The sequence below is a fragment of the Provencibacterium massiliense genome (assembly GCF_900169495.1).
GTDB lineage: Bacteria > Bacillota > Clostridia > Oscillospirales > Ruminococcaceae > Harryflintia > Harryflintia acetispora.
In genome coordinates, this window is record NZ_FWCH01000007.1 from 51,625 (window position 1) to 70,755 (window position 19,131).

Genomic DNA, 19,131 nt, shown 5'->3' on the forward strand with positions numbered 1-19,131 from the left:
ACAAGTGGTACGGACATCCATACCGGATGGACCAGACAGAACAGGAGCGATCATGGTGGCAGTTGACAAGGAGAGCCGGATTCCCATCTATCTGCAGCTCAAGGAGCTGATCAAGGAACGGATTTTGCAGGGCGAATACCGCCCCGGGCAGCTGATCCCCTCCGAACGGGAGCTGTGCATGCAGTACGGCATCAGCCGGATGACCGCGCGGCAGGCGATCGGCGAGCTGCAAAACGAGGGGTACCTCTACAAGCTCCAGGGCAAGGGGACCTTCGTCTCCTCGGGCAAGATCGAGCAGAATCTCGCGGCGCTGACCTCCTTCTCGGAGGACATGAAGCGCACCGGCCGCGCGCCGGGGTCGAAGATCCTGGCGATCGAAAACCTGCGCGCGGACAGCCAGACGGCGGGCAAGCTCTCCCTTTCGATCGGCGCGCCGGTGCTGCGGCTGTGCCGCCTGCGCTACGCCGACGCCAAGCCGATCGCCTTCGAGGACAGCTGCCTGGACGGCGCGCGGATCAAGCGGATCGACACCGGGGGGAGCGACAACTTCTCCCTCTATCGTTACCTGCGCGACGAGCTGCACATCGAGCTGTGCCGGGCGATCGAGACCATCGAGACCACCCTGCTCTGCGGGCGGCACGCCCAGCTGCTGCAGGTGCCCGAAAACGCCCAGGGGCTGCTGATGGAACGGGTCACCTATGACCGGCAGGGCGTGCCGGTGGAGTATGTGCGCTCGTTCTACCGCGGGGACACCTACAAATTCGTTATCGAGCTCAAGAGTCTCTAGGCCATTCTCTCTTTTCGGTGCTTCCCTCTGCCGCAAGGACAGAAATGGAGGTTAGAACCGTGAAAAAACTGATCTGCACATTGCTGGCCGTCAGCCTCGCCACCGCACTGTTCGGCGGCTGCGCCGGCACATCCCAAAGCGCCGGGAGCGAGGCTCCCCCCTCCGGGAGCGCACCCGCCCCGGACGCCGGCGAAGCCGGTTCCGAAAATTCCGCGCCCGGTAGCAAGACCATCAAATTCCTCACCGTCGGCGACCCCTACGTCGGGGCGATGAAGGCGGTGCTGCCCGAGTTCGAGGAGCAGACCGGGATCAAGGTGGTCGTCGATTCGGTGCCCTATCTCGACCTGCACGGCAAGGCGATCCTGGAGCTGGCCGGCGACACCGGCTCCTACGACATGGTGTCGATCGACATCCCCTGGACCGGCGAGTTCGCCGAAGGAGGACACCTCTACGACCTGACCAACCTGGTGGAGCGGGATAAGGAGGAGCTGCAGGTCGACGACTTCCTCCCCGGCGCCTGGGAGGGGCTCGCCACCTGGGACGGGCGGGTGATCGCCCTGCCGCTGGCCCCCTATTATATGTACATCCACTACCGCACCGACGTGTTCGCACAGAAGGGCCTCGCCGTCCCCGAAACCAAGGACGAGTTCGTAAACGCCATCCAGAGCCTCTACGACCCGCAGAATAATTTCTACGGCCTGGCCATCGCCCTCAAGCGCGGGGCCTCGGTGGTGCACGACTGGTGCGCCTATTACAACGGCTTCGGCGGAAAGATGTTCCGCGACATGCCGAACGACTACACCACCGACATCGACGGCGAGATCGGGGTGCTGACCACCCAAATGCTTAAAGACCTGGTCCCCTACCTGCCGGACGGCGTGCTGCAGTATGAAAACGCCGACCGCTGGAACGCCTTCATGCACGGGAACGCCGGGATGACCGCCGTCTTCAACGCCAACTCCCCGCAGTTCGAGACTGCCGAGGACACCACCGTCGCGGGCAAGGTGGGCTATACCACCCTCCCGAGGCTCAACGCGAATTCGCAGCCCAGCCTGCCCTTCGCCGGCTTCTCGATCGCCATCAACAAGGACTCCAGGAACGTCGAGGAGAGCTGGACCTTCATGAAGTGGATGACCAGCCCCGAGACCGACAAGAAATGGGTGGACATCCCCGGCACCCCGGGCGTGCCGATGCGCATTTCGACCGTGACCGACCCGGAGCTGGTCGAGAAGTACCCCTACTTCAAGATCATCTACGACGCCGAGACGCAGGGCCTCGCCGACGGGGTGGACTACCGCTCCCGGCTGCCCGAGTGGACCCAGATCGAGGAGATTTTGGGGCTGGAGCTCAATCTCGCCGTTTCGGGCGAGAAGGAGGTCGAGGCCGCGCTCGGCGACGCGGCAAGCAAGATCAACGAACTGATGAAACAAAACGGCTACCCCGTCGCGGGCTAGAACCCGGGGCCGCGCGCCCTCCCGGCGCGCGGCCCTTGGCAGAAAGGAATGGTCGTACCGATGAAACGTGCCGGAAAGCGGGGCTCGCTGATGGCGGCGGAAAACCGGGTGTGGAAGCTGATGATCGCCCCGTCGCTGCTCCTGCTGATTCTGATGTCAATCTATCCGATGGTCTTTAACGTCTATAACAGCTTCTTCGACTGGAATTTTGCAAGCTCGCAGCCCCGCCGGTTCGTAGGCCTCGAAAACTTCCAGGGCGTGCTCACCGACCAGAACTTCCTGCGGGCCATGCTCAACACCCTGCTGCTGGTGGCTTCGGCGGTCACCCTGGAATTCCTGCTGGGCTTTCTGATCGCCCTGCTCTTTCACCAGAGCGTGGCGGGCACCAGGCTCTTCCGCTCGCTGATGATCGCCCCGACCATGATCACCCCGATCGTGGCGTCGCTGATGTGGCTGCTGATGTACAACTCGGACTACGGGGTGGTGCGCTACCTGCTGCAGTGTATCGGGATCCAAAGTCCCCCCGCCCTCCTGGCGAGCAAGACCCTGGCCATGCCGGCGGTGATCCTGGTGGACGTCTGGCAGTGGACGCCGTTCGTCATGCTGATCCTCCTGGCGGGGTTGACGAGCATGCCGCGCGACGTGATCGAGGCCGCGCAGGTGGATGGGGCCAACTCCCGCCAGCGCTTCTTTTCGATCGTCCTGCCCTCCCTAAGGCCGGTGGTCGCCGTGGCGCTGCTCATGCGGGTGATGGACACCTTCAAATTCTTCGAGGTGGTCTACATGCTGACAAAAGGGGGCCCGGGCAACGTGACCGAAACGGTGAGCTACTTCGCCTATAAGGAGGGGTTCTCCTTCTTCGAGGTGGGCCGCTCGAGCGCCAGCTGCCTGGTGATCCTGTTCGTGGTGCTCACCGTCTGCCAGCTGCTCAACCACCTGATCGCCGACGAGTGGGAAGTGTGATATTGGAAGGATTCATCCCTCCAATATCACACCCTGGTTTTTGCGCCCTGGCGGCCTCCGGCAAAGCCGGGACCGGCCCCAATTCCCGAGAAAGGATTTAAAAACATGGTTAAAAAACGCTTGCTGCATGCCCTGGTCTTCCTGAGCCTGCTGCTGATCCTTTGCGCCTTCCTCTTCCCGGTATACTGGATGTTCGCCACCTCTCTCAAGGGCAAGGCAGAGATATTCGCGTATCCCCCCAGCCTCGTCCCCCAGAGCGCCAGCCTGCAAAATTATGGGGCGGTGATCCTAGGCGCGAGCAACGACTCGGTGGTCCTGGGGGAGGGCGGATATTTCAAATACCTGCGCAACAGCCTGATCGCCGCGGGGAGCGCGTGCCTCATCTGCATCGTCGCCGGCTCCTTCGGGGCCTATGGCCTGGTGCGGCTGCGCATGAGCCAAAAGCGCAAGCGCGACCTTTCCTTCTGGATCATCAGCACACGGATGATGCCCCCCATCGCGGCGGCCATCCCGTTTTATCTGATGTTCCGGCAGCTGCGGCTGCTCGACAACCTCCTTTCGCTGATCATCTCCTACATCGCCATGAACCTGCCCTTCGTGATCTGGACGCTGCAGGGCTTCTTCCGCGAGGTGCCCCCCGAGCTGCACGAGGCGGCCAAGCTCGACGGCTGCGGGCCCTTCTCCTCCTTTTTGCGGGTGGTCTTCCCCCTCTCGCTGCCCGGGCTCTTCACCGCGATGATCTTCACCTTCATCTTCTCCTGGAACGAGTTCCTCTTCGCGCTGATCCTCACGGGGGAGAACACCAAGACCATGCCGGTCGCCGCGGCCAGCATGTGGAGCGCGGTCGCCTCCCGCTGGGGGGAGATCGCCACGGTGGGGATCACCACCATCCTGCCCGTCTTCCTGCTTTCGCTGTGCGTGCAGAAATACTTCATCAAGGGGATGACCTTCGGGGCCATCAAGTAAAGACCTTTACCTTCACAAGAAAGGCTGATCATTTTATGGATAAACTGAGCGTTGCCGTCATCGGCTGCGGATACTTTGGCAGCATGCACGCCGAAATCTACGCCACCGAGCCCGGGGTGCGCCTCGCGGTGGTGGCCGACCTTGAGCGCACACGTGCAAACGCCCTCGCCGGGCGGCTCGGGTGCGAGGGCACCGACGACTGGGAGGCGGCCCTCTCCCGCGCCGATGTGGACGTCGTCGACGTCTGCGTGCCGGACAGCCTGCACACCGGGGTGGTGCTCGCCGCCCTGGCGCAGAAGAAGCATGTGCTCATCGAAAAGCCCCTGGCCGACACCCTGGAAAACGCCAAAATCCTCCTCGACGCGTGCGAGGGCTACCCCTATAAAACGATGGTCGGGCACATCTGCCGCTTCGACATCCGGTACGAGCGCGCCTATGAGGCCATCCGGGACGGGACGCTCGGGGAGATCATCTACATCTCCTCCAAGCGCAACTCCCCCACCCTCGGCGCCAAGCGCTACGCCAGACAGTGCAAGCTGATCACCCACAGCGGGGTGCACGACATCGACCTGGTGCGCTGGCTGACCGGGCGGGAATTTGAGAACGTCTACGCCGCGTCGCGCGCGGTGCGCATGTGCAACGAGGGCTTTCCCGGTGCACTGGATTCGATCCAGGCCGTCTTCAAACTTCAGGGCGGGATCACCTATTCGCTGGAAAACACCTGGGCGCTGCCGGACAAATATCCCAGCTATATCGACGCGTCGATGCAGATCGTGGGCACCAGGAGCGCCATTACCATGGACTTCGGGGACCAGGGGTACCGGGTCTGCTCCAACGAGGGGTGCGAATATCAGGACGTAAGCTACTGGACCGAATCCTTCGGGGTGCGCAAGGGCGATTTGAGGCTGGAGCTTGTGCATTTCCTCGACTGCGTGCGGTACGACCGCACGCCCCGCTGCTCGGTGCGCGACGGGTACGAGGTGGCCTACGCCGCCATCAAGGTGCTCGAAAGCGCCGAGCGCGGCGAGGTGGTGCCGGTCCGGGGCGAGGGGTGAGCGGGATGGAAACCCTGCTCTCCCTCGACTTCGGAACAGGCGGGGTCAAGGCGCTGCTCTCTTCCCCCGGCGGGCGGCAGCTGGCGCTGCGCCAGGAGGGCTACCCCTTTTCCCGCAACCAGGGCGGCCATATGGAACAGGACCCCCAGGACTGGTGGCGCGCGGCCGTTGCCGCCTGCGCCGCGCTGCGGCAGGAATTCCCCGGGGAGTACGCCGGGGTCTGCGCAATCGGCCTTTGCGCCCAGATGCACGGGCCGGTGCTGCTGGATGGGCACGGCGAGCCGGTGGGGGGATGCATCACCTGGTGCGACACCCGCTGCGCCAAGGAGGCGGCAGGGCTCCAAAAGCTGCTGGGCGAGGCGCTCTTTGAGCGGCTGCAAAACCCGGCCTCCTGCGCCTACACCGCGCCAAAGCTCCTCTGGCTGCTGCGCCATGAGCCCGAGCGGATGGAGCGGGCCGCCACGGTGCTCTTCTGCAAGGACTACATCCGCTACCGGCTGACCGGGGAGCTGGCGAGCGACCACACCGACGCCTCGGGCAGCCTGCTCTACGACTTTGAGACGAACGCCTGGAGCGATGAGGCCATCCGCGCGCTGGGGCTGCGCCCCACCCTCTTCCCCGGGCTGCTGCCCTCCTTCGCCGCGGGCGGCTCCCTTTGCCGGGAGAGCGCCGCCGCCCTCGCGCTGCCGCAGGGGATCCCGGTGGCGGTGGGCGCGGGGGACCTCGCGTGCAGCGTGCTCGGCAGCGGGCTGACACAGGCGGGCGAAGCGCTCTTAAACCTCGGCACCGCCGGACAGGTGCTCTCCCTCGGCGCGCCGGGCGCCGGCTGTGCGAAGGGGAGCTATCTCTTCTCCTTCCTCTCCCCCGGCAGCCGGTTTTCGCTGTGCGCCCTGCCGAGCGCCGCCTACTGCCTGCGCTGGTTTTTGGAGCAGGTGGGGGAGCTGCCCGCCCGCAGCGGGGAGGAAGCCGCCCTCTCCCCCTTCGCGCGGCTGGACCGATACGCCGCCGAAAGCGAGGCGGGCGCGCGCGGCGTCCTCTTCGCGCCATATCTAAATGGCACCGGCAGCCCCTACTTCGACGAGGGAACCCGGGGGGCCTTCCTAGGGCTCGGCAGCGGGCACACCCGGCAGGACCTCTGCCGCGCGCTCCTCGAAGGGGTGGGCTACGGCGTGCGCGACTGCTTCGAGGCGCTGGGGGGCGCCGGACGGATCCGCACCCTCTGCCTCTCGGGCGGCGGGGCAAGGAGCGGCCTCTGGCGGCAGATCCTGGCGGACATTCTGGGGCACGACCTGCTGCTCCCCGCCGGGGAGCAGGCCACGGCGGCGGGCGCCTGCCGGCTCGCCTACCTGGCCGCCTGCGGCCAAGCGCCGGCCCCGTCCGGGGACGGCATGGGCGGGGAGCGGGTGGCCTTTAGCCCCTCGCAGCACGCGCGCTACGAGCGGGAATACCGGCGTTACCGCAGGGCCTATCCCCTCCTGCGGCAGCTGCGGGAGGAGTCATAAAAAAGGGCCCGGGAAAGGCGAAAACCTTTCCCGGACTTTTTGTCAGGGGTTGAGGATGAGGCAGTAGCGTATGGGGCGGCTGATAGTTGTGACCCCACGACCTAGACTACCGCTTGCATTTACCATGGCATAGTAGCCCCTTCCAGCATCATTGCGCAGCAGGGAATCCCCGCCATATACCTCTCTAACCAGGCTACAATTATTGACTGTTACCCCGTTCTTCGCAAAATAGCTGAACTGCGTGAGGGTGGGGAGTTCCTTCTCGTCTACAGCGTAGTCGCCGTTGCTCCCGTAGACTTCTTTTGCGCTCGGCGCCCACGCCATACCATAACCGGTTCCTACCGTCTTGTGCGGTGATATCTTCGCTTTTTGCTCGGCAGTAAGAGGAAGAGAATCGTAAAAGCTTCTGGCACCGTTATACCAACCGGTCACAGCTGCTCCACTAAAATTCGCCAGCAGCACGACCGAGCCGGTGTTGCCTCCGAAGTCCTCGCCGTGGTCGTGGATTACCCACCAGCTCTTACCTCCCCAGGTGATTGTCTTGCCCTCCTCCATGGAATTGCCGCTGTCGTCCACCGGGGCGTTCGACTGGACCTTTACCGGAATGGTCTTGGAGAGTCCGGCGTTCCCGGCGGCGGTCGCCGTGATGGTGGCCGTCCCCGCCGCCACGCCGGTGATGGTGACGGCCGCCCCGCTGCCGCTGCTGCCGGGGCTCACCGTGGCTACCGCCGGATTGCTGCTCGTCCAGTTGATTGTCCGGTTGTCGGCGTTCGCGGGCTGTATGCCGGCGCTCACCGTGGTCGTTTCCCCGGCCTTGACGGTTGCCGTGGCGGCGCTGACCGTGATCCCCGTCACCGCCTGCCCGACGCTGATGTTCGCCGTCGCGCTCTGCCCGCCCCCGCTGGCCGTGACGGTGGCCGTCCCCTTACCTTGCGCCGCCGCAGTGGTGGAACCCCCCGCCGCGGGCGAGAGGGAGAGTACCCCGTTGTTGCTCGACTGCCAGCTCGTCAGCGGCCGCGCGCCGCTGGGCAGGCCGGAATAGACGGCGCTGAGCGCCGCGCTCGCCGGACTGCCGTCGTGAACGAGGTTCTTCGCCCCGGTAATACTCAGACTGCCGTTTGCGATGGTGTAGACCGTCACCGGGATGCTCCCCGTCTTCCCCGCCAGCGTGGCGGTGACGGTCGTTTCCCCCGCCGCCACCGCCCTGACGTTCCCATTTTGGTCCACCGCCGCAACGCCCGGATTCCCGCTTGCCCAGGCGGGCTGCGGGGGACTGGGCGGCGACGGGGTGACCGATATGCTCCCGCTCAGGTTGGCGCTATTCGGCGTGCCATTGGTATAGAGCACCAGCCTGCCGTTCACCACGTACTGGTAGCTCCCGTCGGCGGGGTTGTCCGGGGGCTTCACCGTGATGTCCTCCCCGCTCCCGCTGCCGTCCCCGATCTGGTAGACGGTAACAACGCAGCTGTCCGAGAGCAAGCCCCCCGCCGTGGCGGCGGTGATGGTCGCCCTGCCGGGGGCCTTGGCCACCACCCGTTTCTGATTCGGCTGGCCGGGGACCTCCTGCAATTCCACGATCCCGGTTTTATCCGTGCTCCAGCTCACCGGGGTGGCCTCGTCCCCGGGCGAGAAGAGGGCCGCCACGGTGAAGGCGGTCTCGTCCGCCGTCCCGGAGGTGAAGAGGGTGTAGCTCTCAGGGGTGACCCAGAAGGCCGACCCCTCGCTCCCCCCGCCCCCAGCGGGCACCACCGTCACGCTCATCGAGCCGGTGACCGTGTCGGCGCCCTCGTAAATGCTGGCGGTGACGGTCGCCGTCCCGCCCTTGAGGGCGCTGACGGTAACGCTGCGGTCATTCGCCCCGGGGGTGATGGACAATACCGCCTCGTTGCTGCTTGCCCAGCGCACCGGGGAAACATAGTCCTGGTGGGGAGAGAGCGCCGCGCCCACCGTGGCGCTCTCTCCCGCCCGCAGGGCCGCGGGGCCCGAGAGGGTGATCGACTTCACCGCCGGGTAGGTGTGGCGCACCGTTTTCGTCGCCGGGGCCCGCAGGCCGGGCTGGTCGGAAACCGAGGTCACGGTGATCTCGTAGTCGGTATCTCTCTGCGGCGGCGGAACGAGCGGGATTTCGGCCCGGCCCTTCGCGGGGTCGTAGCTGCCGGCGATGGGCGGCTCATCCCCGGTTTTGGCGGTCACCAGAAAACTTGCGATCTGCGAATCACCTGAAGAGAGCGGGATGAAGATCTTCTCCGGCCCGGCCGAGGCGGCCGCGCCGCGCGCAAGCGCGAGGGCCGCCGCCGGGGTGTTGCGCGGCGCGGCGCCCTGGGGCACCCGCTCCCCGCCGCTCTCGCCGAGGGTAGCTCCGGCGGGCAGGCAGAGCCCGAGGGTCAAAGACAGGGCCAGCGAGAGGCAAACCGCCCTGCGGGAAAACAGCTCCTTCACGGTACCACCACCCCGGTGCTGACCTCCCCGATCGAGAAGTCATCCAAAGGAATTTTTTCTTCGTCCGGAATGATCCAGTCCCATTTTTCAGCGAGGGCGTATTCCTCCTCGCTGAGCTCCCCGCGCTCAAACATCGCGGTGTAGATTCTCCCCAGGGCCTCGCGGTCCCCGGCGGCGATCAGGCCCGGAACATCCGGTTTCGGATGTTCCGGGCTGCCGCCGTTTCCCCCCGACGAAAATCCGCCCAGGACGCACAGCGTCAGCGCGGACAGGATGATGGCAAACAGTTTCGTTTTCATGAAAATCCCCCTTTTAAGAAAGACCGTTAGCAAGGCCTTCTTGGGGTCGTTTTCTTCGCGGGAACCCGCCGAAAACCGCCAAATTCCCTTGCATTTTTCGCCAGAACAGGATATACTTAGAAAGAACTGGAAGGGTCTGGGGGTTTTCCTCCGCCTTTATATGAGTTTACATCATAATATGACCGCAAGCAGGCCTTGCTTGCGGTCTTTTTCATGTCCTGGCATAAAAGGGCCCGGGAAAGGTTTTCGCCTTTCCCGGGCCCTTCTTATATTTTATCATTGTGCCAGGCTTTCGATCTCCACCGCCGGGTCGCAATCGGCGGTATAGTCCACCCCCGGGATCGCGAAGCCGAACATCCGGTAGAAGTCCTCCCAGTACCCGTCGATGTCGGCCAGCTGCTCGACGCCCCGTTCATCCAGCGTCCCCCACATCCGCTCGATCTCCTGCTGCACCTCGGGGAGCATCTCGAGGTCGTCCAGCCGCAGCTGGCCGTCCGGATCCAGCACCGGGGACGCCGAATAGAGCTTGTCGTGCAGCAGCCGCCACATCTGCTCAATGCACCCCTCATGCAGGCCCTTTTGCTTCATTACCTTGTAAAGCAGCGAGATGTACAGCGGCACGATCGGGATCGCCGCGCTCGACTGGGTGACCAGCGCCTTGTTGACCGAGATGTAGCCGCGCACCCCCGGCAGCCCGGCGGTGATCCTCTTCGCCGTCTCGTACAGGTCCCGCTTGGCCTGCCCGATCGACCCGTCGAGGTACATCGGGTGGGTCAGCACCGGGCCGATATAGGAATAGGCCACCGTCACCGCCTGCGGGGCCAGGACCCCCTCGCGGTGCAGCAGGGTCATCCAGTCCAGCCAGTCCCCGCCGCCCATCACCTTGATGGTGTCCTCGATCTCCTCCCCGCTTGCCGGCTCAATGGTGATCTCGGAGAGCTGGCGGCTTCGCAGGTCGATGGTCTTGTTGGAGTAGGGCTCCCCCACCGTTTTGAGCACCGAGGAGACCACCGTACCGTTTGGCATGGTGCGCCGGGGAGCCGCCAGGGAATAAACCACCAGGTCCACCTGCCCGAGGTCCTGTTTAATCAGCTCCACCGTCTGCGCCTTCATCTCGGCCGAGAACGCGTCGCCGTTTAAGGTTTTGGCGTAGAGCCCGTCGCGGTGGGCGAACTGCTCGAAGGCTGCGGTGTTGTACCATCCGGCCGACGCGGTGCGCGAGCCGCTGGCGGGCTTGTCGAAGATGATCCCGATGGTGGCGGCATCGCTGGAATAGGCCGCGGCGATCCGTGAGGCGAGGCCGTAGCCGGTCGAGGCGCCGATGACGAGCACCCTTTTGGGCCCCTCGGTTTTGGGGCGCGCCTTCACATAGTCGATCTGGCGGCGCACGTTCTGGCGGCACCCCTCGGGATGGGCGGTGGTGCAGATAAACCCTCTGACTTTCGGTTCAATAATCATATGTGTATCTCCTTTGATGATCGGTATCCTGTTTAAGCGCCCAGCGCCCGCTGCGCCGGGGGGAAGGTCTCATTCAGCACCCGCTGGATGTGCGCGGGCCACTGGTCGGAGGAGATTCCCTCGACGGGCAGCGCCCGCTCATAGAAGTCGCGCAGCTCGCCTCTGCCGAAGTCGCCGCCCGCTTCACGCAGCGCCCGGATCCCCTCGAGCAGCTGGCGCAGCTGGGCTATACTCAGCGGGACGATCTTCTGCGGCCGGCCCTCGAACTCGTAGCGCGCCGCCATGAAGAAGGTGTTGCAGGTGTCCCGGTGCAGCCGCGGCGAGACGAAGAGGCAGTAGTTGTCCTGGTAGCCGCTGCGCGCCTCATAGTCGCGCAGGTGCCGCTGGACCGGCTGGCCCTCGTTGTACCACTGGTCGCGGGAGGTGAGCATGGTCACCTCGCAGATCCCGCCATAGTCGCCGTAGTCGGTCTCGATGTCCGCCTTGTCCCCCGGGGCGGTGAAGGTGGGCTCGTTGTCATCGCCCATCGGGCAGTTGGGGATGATCGCCTTGGCGTCCCCGATGGCCTGGAGCGCCAGGCGCGCCCACTTTTCCAGCGCCACGCTCGGGCGCTCGGGCTGGTGGGTGATATTCCCAAGCGCATCGATGACGCGCGCGAACTCCTCGCCCTGCCGCAGCCGCCGCGAGAGCGAAAGGTTTTGCAGCCGCAGGCGCTCGGCGCGCAGGAAGCGGATCCCCTCTTTGAGCGCCGCCACGTCCTCCCCGAGCGGGTACGCGCTCTCCGGCAGCCCGAGCTCCCGGCAGAGCGCGCCCAGCTCCTCGGCAATCCCCAGGGCGATTCTGCGCAGCTGCCGCGCGCTCTCCCAGGGCAGCGGATAGCTCTCGTAATCCGAGAGGTAGCGCACGTACTCCTCCTTGTCCGCGAAGGACCGCGCGGCGCCGCAGTCGGCGCGCAGCAGCTCATGAAGCTCCCGCTGGCGGCGTGGCTCCAGGTCCACGTAGTATCCCCCGCCCCGGATATAGATATACTTGGTCAGGCGGAAGTAGCGGATCGCGTTGTCGGCGTAGTCCCTGATGTTCTGCTCATTGGCGTTTTGATAGTCCCGCAGCCAGGTGGCGATGGTCTGCAGGTAAAATTCATGCTGGGCGTTCCGGTCATGCGCGAGCTCCTCGTAGCGCGCGCGGAAATCGAGCAGGGCGCTGGCCGCCCGCTCGACGTCCCGCCAGCTGCAAAGCGACAGGGCGAAGATCCCAAACTCGGTGCGGGAGATCCCCTTTTGCTTCTGGCCCCGCTCCGCGCACAGCCCGTTGACCCGGCTAATGAGCTGCAGCGTCGCCACGAAGGGCTTCACATCGTACCCCGCACTGGCGGTGAACTGGTTGGAGAGGGGGTTCGGGTACTGCCACTTTAAGAGGCTGCGAAAACAGACGTCGTCCACCTCTTCCTCGCCCAGCAGCAGGCGGTGCCCCACCTGGGAGATGGCGATCCTGCCGTCCAGGATGAAGGCCAGCCCCCATTTTTCTAAAGGTTTAAACGAGGTGCGCCCACGCATCGGCGGGTCCTGGTAATTCTTCTGCCTGAAGATTTCACTCGCCTCGTCGTAGGTCATCTCATAGAACGGGTCGCCGAGCATTTCCCGCTGCCGTTCGCTCAGCCCCCCGTCCCCCGGCCGGTAGAGCCGGTTTTGGATCAGCAGGGTCTGGAAGCGCACCTGGGTCTCGTTGTTCCACTCCCTGCCCTCGAGCTGCTGGAGCGTCGCCAAGAAGTCGCGGATGCGGTAGGGGTTTCGCACGGTGGTGGACATGCTCCAAAGGCGCTTGAGCCCCGGCTTGCCTTCGCCCGGTTCCTCCACCAGCGCGCCCGAGGCGTCGAGGGAGTAGTTGGTCACCAGCACCTCCAGCGCGCCCGAGGTGCGGTCTTTGGTCTGATAGCTCGCGTTGGAATAGCTGTATTTGAGATCGGCCACCTTATAGCGTCCCCCTTTCGATTTGAGCCAGGAAAGCAGCAGGTCGTTCTGGCGTCCCTTGCTTCGCAGCACGTTGGAGAGCGCGAAGGGAACCCCCCTTTTATCCAGCTCGTCGAGGAAATCGAAGAGGGCCCGCTCCTCCCGCTCGCCCCAGCCACCCTGCTCGTTGTAGGTCGCGCAGGCGATCAGATAGGGCGGGTCGGCATAGACGAAATCCCCCTTATGGAACATCGACGGGTCGAGCCGCCTAAAGTCGCTGCACAGGAACTCATAGTCCCCGCTCTGCAGCCGGTCGATGAAGGAAGAGAGCTTTTGGGCCATCTTATTATTGAAATCCCGCTTGCCGGGCGGAAGGTTAAACTCCCCGCGCTTGTTGAAGCGGATCTGGTTGTTGAAGGAAAAAACGATCAGCACGTAGAGCATGATATAGTAGCGCGCATCCCTGAGCGGGTAACGGTTGAAGTCCTCCCGCAGGCGCAGGTACCCCTCCCGGTTATATTCGGCCAAACCGTTGGCGCCGTCGCAGCCGTAGTGCCCGTAGCCGTGCTCGCTCACCCGCGAAAGGCCGTAACGGTCGATCAGCTCCCCGACCAGGCGGAAGGTTTCCTCCTTCGGCAGGGTGCGCAGGGTCTCGTAAAGGGCGAGCAGCGGCGCGTTGTCGTCCGAAAAAAGCACCTTCGAGCAGCCGCAGGAGAGCCCGACGTTGCATCCCCCGCAGAACAGGTCGACAAAGCGCTCCACCCCCTTCGGGAAGTGGGGCAGCAGCTGGGGAAGGAGCTTATATTTGCCCCCGGTGTAGTTGAGCGGCGAGGCCATCTGCTGCCGTTCGGGGCGGCAGATGCACAGGAAGAGCCGCTCGGCGTTCTCGCTGATCTGGCTCTTGCCCGCCGAGAAGGCCCGGTAGCCGGTCGAAAAGACCTTGACCTCCCCCTTGCGGCGCAGGATACGCAGGATGTCCTCGTCCGAAATCTTGGCGTTCGAGCGCTCGTCCCCCTTGCGCCCCATATTATTATAGGAAAGCAGGATGTAGCGGGCGTTGATGTGCCCGACCAGGTCCGCGAAGGCGGCGGCCGCCTCGCGGGTGCAGTAATCGCTCTTGAGCGCGGCGCGGTCCATCTTGCGCGCCACCCCGTGCACCGGCGGGCATTCCCAGCGCGCCACGTTTTCCAGCAGGTGGTAAGCGTCGCAGTACTGCCGCGAGTTATACGGCGGGTCGATGTAGACAAGGTCGGCCTCGATGTGGCGCACCAGCTCGTTTGCGTCCTCGCAAAATACCCGGCTGCGGGGGTTCTCCCGCTCGGGGGGCTCGGGCAGGCAGAGCTCGAACGGGCGGGATAAATCCCCCCCCTTGCGGTAGGCGTCGTAGTGCCCGCAGGTGTTGGCAATCTTGTCCATCGCGTACAGCAGGCTGGTGATCAGCAGGGCGCGTTCGCGCACGCCGAGCTCCCCCGCGCGGTAGCGCCGCTCGATGTCCTCCCGGATGTAGCCGATCTTGCGGCAGACCGCGCGGCTGTAGTAGGTGTCCCCGAAGTTGCGGGACATGTAGTTCTCCTCGACCACCTCGGCGGCGTTATAATGGCAGATCAGCCGGATCAGCTTGTCCCTGTCGTACGCCTCGCCCGAAAACCAGGCGGTGGCGCAGATGCAGTTGTGGGCCATGTTGTCGTTGAGGGTGACCATCTGCCGCGGAAAGGCCGAGGCGACCACCCCGGTCCCCGCGAAGATGTCGGCCACGGTGTGCACCCCCTCGCACTCCTGGCGCACCACCCTTTTAATGAAGGGCAGCAGCTTATACTTGCTGCCCAGATACCGCCGGTTTTGGATCTGCACCGTCTTGCAGGGCAGGGGCTCGGGGGGGCGCTCCTTCCTTCTTTGCGCGAGCGCAGCGCGCAGCGCGCCGAGGTGCTCCTCGTCCCAGAGCCGGCGCCCTCCCCGCTTCTGCGGCAGGGGCACCGCTCCGCTGCGTTGCAGGTAGTAGAGCGTCGAACGCGGGATCCCCAGCTCCCGGCATACCTCGACGGTGGTGAGCAGCCCCATTTCCCGCGCCCCCTTTCTGCAACGTTTTTTAACCCTTTTTGCACATTGTACCATACATTTTGGGGGAAAACAACCGGTTTTCCCCCAAAAACAGGGCAAAAACCGGATGCAAAGGGCGCGTCTTCTCTCTGCGGGCCGGCGATTGATTCTGCACCCTTTTGAGCGCCTACCGAAAGGGGCGGCAGATTCTATCTGCCGCCCCTTCCTTTCTGATGTCTGCTCCCGGGATACGCCTTCTATCCCCGAAAGCCCTATTCCCAGGCGCTCAGCGTGCTGACGAGCGAGCCGCAAAGCTCCCCATCCGGCCCGTAGAAATCAGCCTTTACCGCGGCATTTTCCGGGTCGAGTACCGTGGCGCTCACCCGGCCGGACTCGGTCAGCTCGGCCGTCTCGAGCGAGATCCCCCGCGCGTCCACCGCGCTGACCACCGCGCGCACCGCATGGTTGCAGAGCGTAACGTCAAAGGCGGCCTCCTCGCCTGCCCGCCAGACTTTATTGATGTCGTGCCCGGCGATCGAGAGGCCGTACAGGTCCACGGTGAAATGCCAGGCCTCGGGGTTATCAATCGCTCTTGACACGGCCCCGTTGCCCGAGGAGGTAAAGCAGCCCGCCTCCACCCTGACCCGGTAGCCGTGCCCCGCCTTGGGGTCCTTCGGCAGCACGATCATGAAGACGGTACCCTTGTCCTCCTTTGTGGTGATATTCTGCACCAGCAGGTCGTTTTGCACATCCACCTTGCAGAGAACCGAGCTGGTGCCGTCGTCGGTCACGGTGATATTCCCCTTGCCCACCGACACGTCGTCCCGCACGAAGCTCATCATCAGGGTGTTGACCCCCACCGGGACCATGGTATATTCGTCCCCCTCATAGGTGTGGGGCTGGAGCATGACGTTGCCCACCCGCGGCTCCTGCGCGGCGAAGGCGCCAGAGCACATTCCGCAGCAGAGCGCGGCGGCCGCCAGCAGGGAGAACAGTTTCTTTTTCAACTTCCGATCATCCTTTCCCGGCCGCGGGGCGGCCTTTTTCTACATTTTACCATTTCCTTCGGCAAATTTCCATACCCCGGTCAAATTTCGGCACCGGCGCTGCGGCAGCCGCTTGCCCTTTCAAATATTTTCACCCTGCCGCTGTCCAACCACATGGAAATTGTGCTATAATAGCCGCATACGGCTCTTATTTTTTGGATCATTACATCTCTTTCGGAGGTTCCCATGCAGCTTGCCGTTTATCTCGCCGTCGTCTTTGAAATCATCTTTGTCAACCTGCTGACCGCAGACAGCTGCTCCAAGCGCCGGTATTCCGGCGCTATCACCGCGCTGTCCCTGGCCGGCTTTTCCATTGTGCTGGTCGCCGCAGCCATGCTGCTGCTCGGCCTGCTCCCCTTCTTCGGCAACGGCAACGGGCTGTTCGTTTTTTTGGGCTTTCTCTACCTGCTGCCGCTGTATAAACTCTATGAAGGGCCCTTGCGCCGTTGCATCATCGTCATGTGCTGCGCCTGGATCTATACCCTGTCGGCCTTTGCCGTCTCGGTGCATCTCTCCAGGGCGCTGCACCCCGGCGAAGGCTTTGAAAATGTCGCGCTGCTCGTGCAGAGCGTCATCTTTCTGCTGCTGACCCCGCGTTTTCTGCGTTTCGTGCGCCGGCGCTTCCTGCCGGTGCTGGAGGGGATGGAACAGAGCACCAGCTTAAACCTGCTGAAAACCAGCATCTGTTGGTTCGTCACCATCTTTTGTATACACTTCGCCTTCGTCTTTCCGCGGTACATGGTGCTGCGCCTGCTGGCCCTTGTGGTGACCGCCTACAACGCGTTGCTGTGCTACCGCCTGCTGGACACTACGGTCAGCGGCGCGCAGCGTATCCGTTCCTTGCAGCGCACCGTCTATTCCGACAGCCTGACCGGACTGCGCAACCGGCTTTGCCTCTACCGCGACGCCGAGGCGCTGCTGCGCGACAAGCGGCCGTTTTGCTTCCTCTATCTCGACCTGGACCGCTTCAAGACGGTCAACGACCAGTACGGCCACCTCGTGGGGGACGAATACCTCATTGCCTTTTCCAAGGCCGCGCAGACTGCGCTCGGGGAGGACGGCACTTTGTACCGGATCGCCGGGGATGAATTTTCCGCGCTTTGCCCGTTTGGGGAACCCGAGGCCCTGGCGCGGCGGCTGGCCCAGGTCTCGCCCAGCCTCGGGCGCAAGCCCTTTCTGGGGGTCAGTGTGGGCTGCGCGCGCTATCCCGAGGACTCCGGCAGCCTCGACGCGCTCATCGGCCAGGCCGACAGCGACATGTACCGCCGCAAGCGCCTCAAGTACCCCGAAGAAAAATAACCGGAGATGATCCTTCATGCAATATAAAATTGGCGCGGCCTTGCTGGCCGCGCTGGGCGCCCTCTTCGCTGTGACCGGCTGCGTCTCCCGCGAAGGGACGCCTCCCCCGCAAGGTGGGACCTCCCTTTCGATGGAGTCCCCTTCCGAATCCTCGAAGGAGGAGAGCGCCTCCCAGCCGCCCGAGACCGAGCCGGTGGGGGTGTTCGATTACGAATCCATGACCCATCTCCCCGAATTCATGCAGGCGCTCGAGCGCGGGGAAAACCTGACCGGCTTCTGCCTGCGCCGCGCGGTGATCGACCCGCAGCAGGTAAACGCGTTGCTCGCCGCCTGGAAGGACGGGGGCGACGCCGAGCTCGCTGTCACCGACTTCTCGGCCTACGACTACACCCGCCACCGCCTGCAGGTCAAGGGCGGCATCCTTTCCGTCTCATCCGTCACCTACCCCTACGGCAGCGGCCAGGAGAGCGGACGTTTTGAAAACCCCGACGTGCCGTTTATGGAGCTGCTCTCCAACGCGGTGCTCTACCTGCGCGACGGACGGGAGGGCGGGGACCTCGCGCTCGACTTTCGCGGCGAGGACTTCGGGGACGAGCGGCTGGCGGCCTATGACCGTTACCTGCGCGATCTCGAATTCAACCTCCTGGGCCAGACCTGGGAGGCCGGGCTGCCGCAGACCTATGCGGGGCAGATGGCCTATTACTTCGAGCTGAGCTACGGGATGGACCGGCTCTGGCAGGACTACCCGCAGGGGGACTTCCCGCCCGAGGTGTTCGAGGGCGTGATCCAGGAGCACTTTCCCATCTCGTCCGCACAGCTGCGCGCCGGTACGGGGATCTGGCGGGAGGAGAGCGGGACCTATCACTACGAGGGGGGCCTCGGCGGCGCGTATACGGTGACCACCCGCGTCTTCGAGATAAAAGAGGAGGCGGACCGGCTGCTGGTCGTCTACGGCTTCGACGACTTCGACCTCGACGCCGGCTATACCTACCTGGCCGGGGACGAGGGCCGCCCCGCGATCCAGTCGCGGCCGGAGCGCTACGTCCTTTCGGTGCGGCCCAAGGAGGACGGCGGCTTCGAGTACCTCGCGAACCAGGAGATCGCCCAAAACTAAAAAACGCCGTGGCAAGCAGGATTACTTGCCACGGCGTCTTCTGTTTATCCCGACAGGGTCAGAGGCGCCAGGGAAGCGCCGCACACCCGCATAAGGTCGGCGGGTGAGAGCTCGACCTGGTGGCCGATCTTCCCGGCGCTGACAATGATGGTCCCCTGCCCCTCGCAGGAGCTGTCGAGCACGGTGCAGTAGGGCTTTTTCATCCCCACCGGGGAGCACCCGCCCCGGACATAGCCGGTCACCGCGTTGATGTCCTTGACCGGGATCATGGAAACCGACTTCTCCCCCACCGCGCGGGCGGCGGCCTTCAGGTCGAGCTCGCGCGCCACCGGGATCACAAAGACGAAGTAACCGCCCGAGGCGCCCTTGGTCACCAGGGTTTTAAAGACCTGGTCCGGGTTTTGCCCGAGCTTGTGGGCGACCGACACGCCGTCGATCGCGCCGTCGCCGGTCTCGTATTCATAGGTGCGGTAGGGCACCTTTTCCCGCTCGAGGATGCGCATGGCATTGGTTTTGAGGTTTTTCTGCGGCATGGCGGGGCCACCTTTCCTGCTCGATGAGAATATTATAGCATAACATGCTGTCGTTGGCTATCGCCGCAGGGGAGGACTCCCGGGCGGCCGGGGGCCGGAGCTGTTCACCGGCCGCAGACCGGTGGTGAGATTGCGGGGGCGAAACCCCGCAACGGCATTGCCGCCCGCTGCAAAAGAAAAAGACGGAGCACTTCGCTCCGCGAAAGAATGGCGGCCTTGCCGCCATGGGGAAA

14 protein-coding genes are annotated in these 19,131 nt (G+C 64.3%); 8 read left to right on the forward strand and 6 right to left on the reverse strand.

The window, feature by feature from the left end; translation table 11 throughout:
- The first annotated feature begins 55 nt into the window (after positions 1–55).
- The 6 genes from B5477_RS00585 to B5477_RS00610 all read left to right on the forward strand — a co-directional run bounded on the left by B5477_RS00585 (position 56) and on the right by B5477_RS00610 (position 6,727).
- Positions 56–787: a GntR family transcriptional regulator gene (locus B5477_RS00585; protein ID WP_159448877.1), complete on the forward strand. Its 732-nt coding sequence runs from the start codon at positions 56–58 to the stop codon at positions 785–787.
- Positions 788–846: 59 nt separating this feature from the next.
- Positions 847–2,241, forward strand: a complete 1,395-nt coding sequence (locus B5477_RS00590; protein ID WP_159448878.1) for an ABC transporter substrate-binding protein — start codon at positions 847–849, stop codon at positions 2,239–2,241.
- 60 nt (positions 2,242–2,301) lie between these two features.
- A complete protein-coding gene (locus B5477_RS00595) occupies positions 2,302–3,204 on the forward strand; it encodes a carbohydrate ABC transporter permease (protein ID WP_159448879.1) in 903 nt (300 codons plus the stop codon).
- A 105-nt stretch (positions 3,205–3,309) separates the two neighbouring features.
- The gene (locus B5477_RS00600) at positions 3,310–4,170 is read left to right on the forward strand and encodes a carbohydrate ABC transporter permease (RefSeq protein ID WP_079697908.1); all 861 of its coding nucleotides are present in this window, start codon (positions 3,310–3,312) and stop codon (positions 4,168–4,170) included.
- A 35-nt stretch (positions 4,171–4,205) separates the two neighbouring features.
- Positions 4,206–5,225 carry a Gfo/Idh/MocA family protein gene (locus tag B5477_RS00605; protein ID WP_079697909.1) on the forward strand — a complete coding sequence of 340 codons (1,020 nt, stop codon included), beginning with the start codon at positions 4,206–4,208 and terminating at the stop codon, positions 5,223–5,225.
- A gap of 5 nt (positions 5,226–5,230) precedes the next feature.
- Complete coding sequence (locus B5477_RS00610) at positions 5,231–6,727, forward strand: xylulokinase (RefSeq protein ID WP_079697910.1); 1,497 nt, start codon at positions 5,231–5,233, stop codon at positions 6,725–6,727.
- 42 nt (positions 6,728–6,769) lie between these two features.
- On the opposite strand, the gene B5477_RS00615 is transcribed toward B5477_RS00610, so the two are convergent.
- From B5477_RS00615 to B5477_RS00635, 5 genes are all read right to left on the reverse strand, one after another.
- Positions 6,770–9,166: an Ig-like domain-containing protein gene (locus B5477_RS00615; RefSeq protein ID WP_079697911.1), complete on the reverse strand. Its 2,397-nt coding sequence runs from the start codon at positions 9,164–9,166 to the stop codon at positions 6,770–6,772.
- Positions 9,163–9,465 (reverse strand): hypothetical protein, encoded by a 303-nt coding sequence (locus B5477_RS00620; protein ID WP_079697912.1) that lies wholly within the window; start codon positions 9,463–9,465, stop codon positions 9,163–9,165. Before B5477_RS00620 ends, B5477_RS00615 begins: the two co-directional genes overlap by 4 nt.
- Positions 9,466–9,741: 276 nt before the next feature.
- Positions 9,742–10,923 carry an enoyl-ACP reductase FabV gene (gene fabV / locus B5477_RS00625; RefSeq protein WP_079697913.1) on the reverse strand — a complete coding sequence of 394 codons (1,182 nt, stop codon included), beginning with the start codon at positions 10,921–10,923 and terminating at the stop codon, positions 9,742–9,744.
- Between the two features lie 32 nt (positions 10,924–10,955).
- Entirely contained in the window at positions 10,956–14,927 is a 3,972-nt protein-coding gene (locus tag B5477_RS00630) for an AlwI family type II restriction endonuclease (protein WP_079697914.1), read from the reverse strand.
- A 251-nt stretch (positions 14,928–15,178) separates the two neighbouring features.
- A complete protein-coding gene (locus B5477_RS00635; RefSeq protein ID WP_079697915.1) occupies positions 15,179–15,913 on the reverse strand; it encodes a hypothetical protein in 735 nt (244 codons plus the stop codon).
- 225 nt (positions 15,914–16,138) lie between these two features.
- Between B5477_RS00635 and B5477_RS00640 the strand changes: the two genes are divergently transcribed.
- Together B5477_RS00640 and B5477_RS00645 are read left to right on the forward strand one after the other, a co-directional pair.
- Positions 16,139–17,251, forward strand: a complete 1,113-nt coding sequence (locus tag B5477_RS00640) for a GGDEF domain-containing protein (RefSeq protein ID WP_079697916.1) — start codon at positions 16,139–16,141, stop codon at positions 17,249–17,251.
- A gap of 16 nt (positions 17,252–17,267) precedes the next feature.
- Positions 17,268–18,365: a hypothetical protein gene (locus B5477_RS00645; RefSeq protein WP_079697917.1), complete on the forward strand. Its 1,098-nt coding sequence runs from the start codon at positions 17,268–17,270 to the stop codon at positions 18,363–18,365.
- 44 nt (positions 18,366–18,409) lie between these two features.
- Here the strand turns inward: B5477_RS00645 and ybaK are convergent, their stop codons facing one another.
- Complete coding sequence (gene ybaK / locus B5477_RS00650) at positions 18,410–18,898, reverse strand: Cys-tRNA(Pro) deacylase (protein ID WP_079697918.1); 489 nt, start codon at positions 18,896–18,898, stop codon at positions 18,410–18,412.
- Positions 18,899–19,131: the final 233 nt, after the last annotated feature.

Excerpts from the sequence above, each read along its gene's own strand:
- B5477_RS00640 (WP_079697916.1), top strand. The coding sequence starts at position 16,139 with ATGCAGCTTGCCGTTTATCTCGCCGTCGTCTTTGAAATCATCTTTGTC.
- B5477_RS00630 (WP_079697914.1), bottom strand. The coding sequence starts at position 14,927 with ATGGGGCTGCTCACCACCGTCGAGGTATGCCGGGAGCTGGGGATCCCG.
- ybaK (WP_079697918.1), bottom strand. The coding sequence starts at position 18,898 with ATGCCGCAGAAAAACCTCAAAACCAATGCCATGCGCATCCTCGAGCGG.
- B5477_RS00600 (WP_079697908.1), top strand. The coding sequence starts at position 3,310 with ATGGTTAAAAAACGCTTGCTGCATGCCCTGGTCTTCCTGAGCCTGCTG.
- B5477_RS00645 (WP_079697917.1), top strand. The coding sequence starts at position 17,268 with ATGCAATATAAAATTGGCGCGGCCTTGCTGGCCGCGCTGGGCGCCCTC.
- B5477_RS00605 (WP_079697909.1), top strand. The coding sequence starts at position 4,206 with ATGGATAAACTGAGCGTTGCCGTCATCGGCTGCGGATACTTTGGCAGC.
- fabV (WP_079697913.1), bottom strand. The coding sequence starts at position 10,923 with ATGATTATTGAACCGAAAGTCAGAGGGTTTATCTGCACCACCGCCCAT.
- B5477_RS00620 (WP_079697912.1), bottom strand. The coding sequence starts at position 9,465 with ATGAAAACGAAACTGTTTGCCATCATCCTGTCCGCGCTGACGCTGTGC.
- B5477_RS00610 (WP_079697910.1), top strand. The coding sequence starts at position 5,231 with ATGGAAACCCTGCTCTCCCTCGACTTCGGAACAGGCGGGGTCAAGGCG.
- B5477_RS00595 (WP_159448879.1), top strand. The coding sequence starts at position 2,302 with ATGAAACGTGCCGGAAAGCGGGGCTCGCTGATGGCGGCGGAAAACCGG.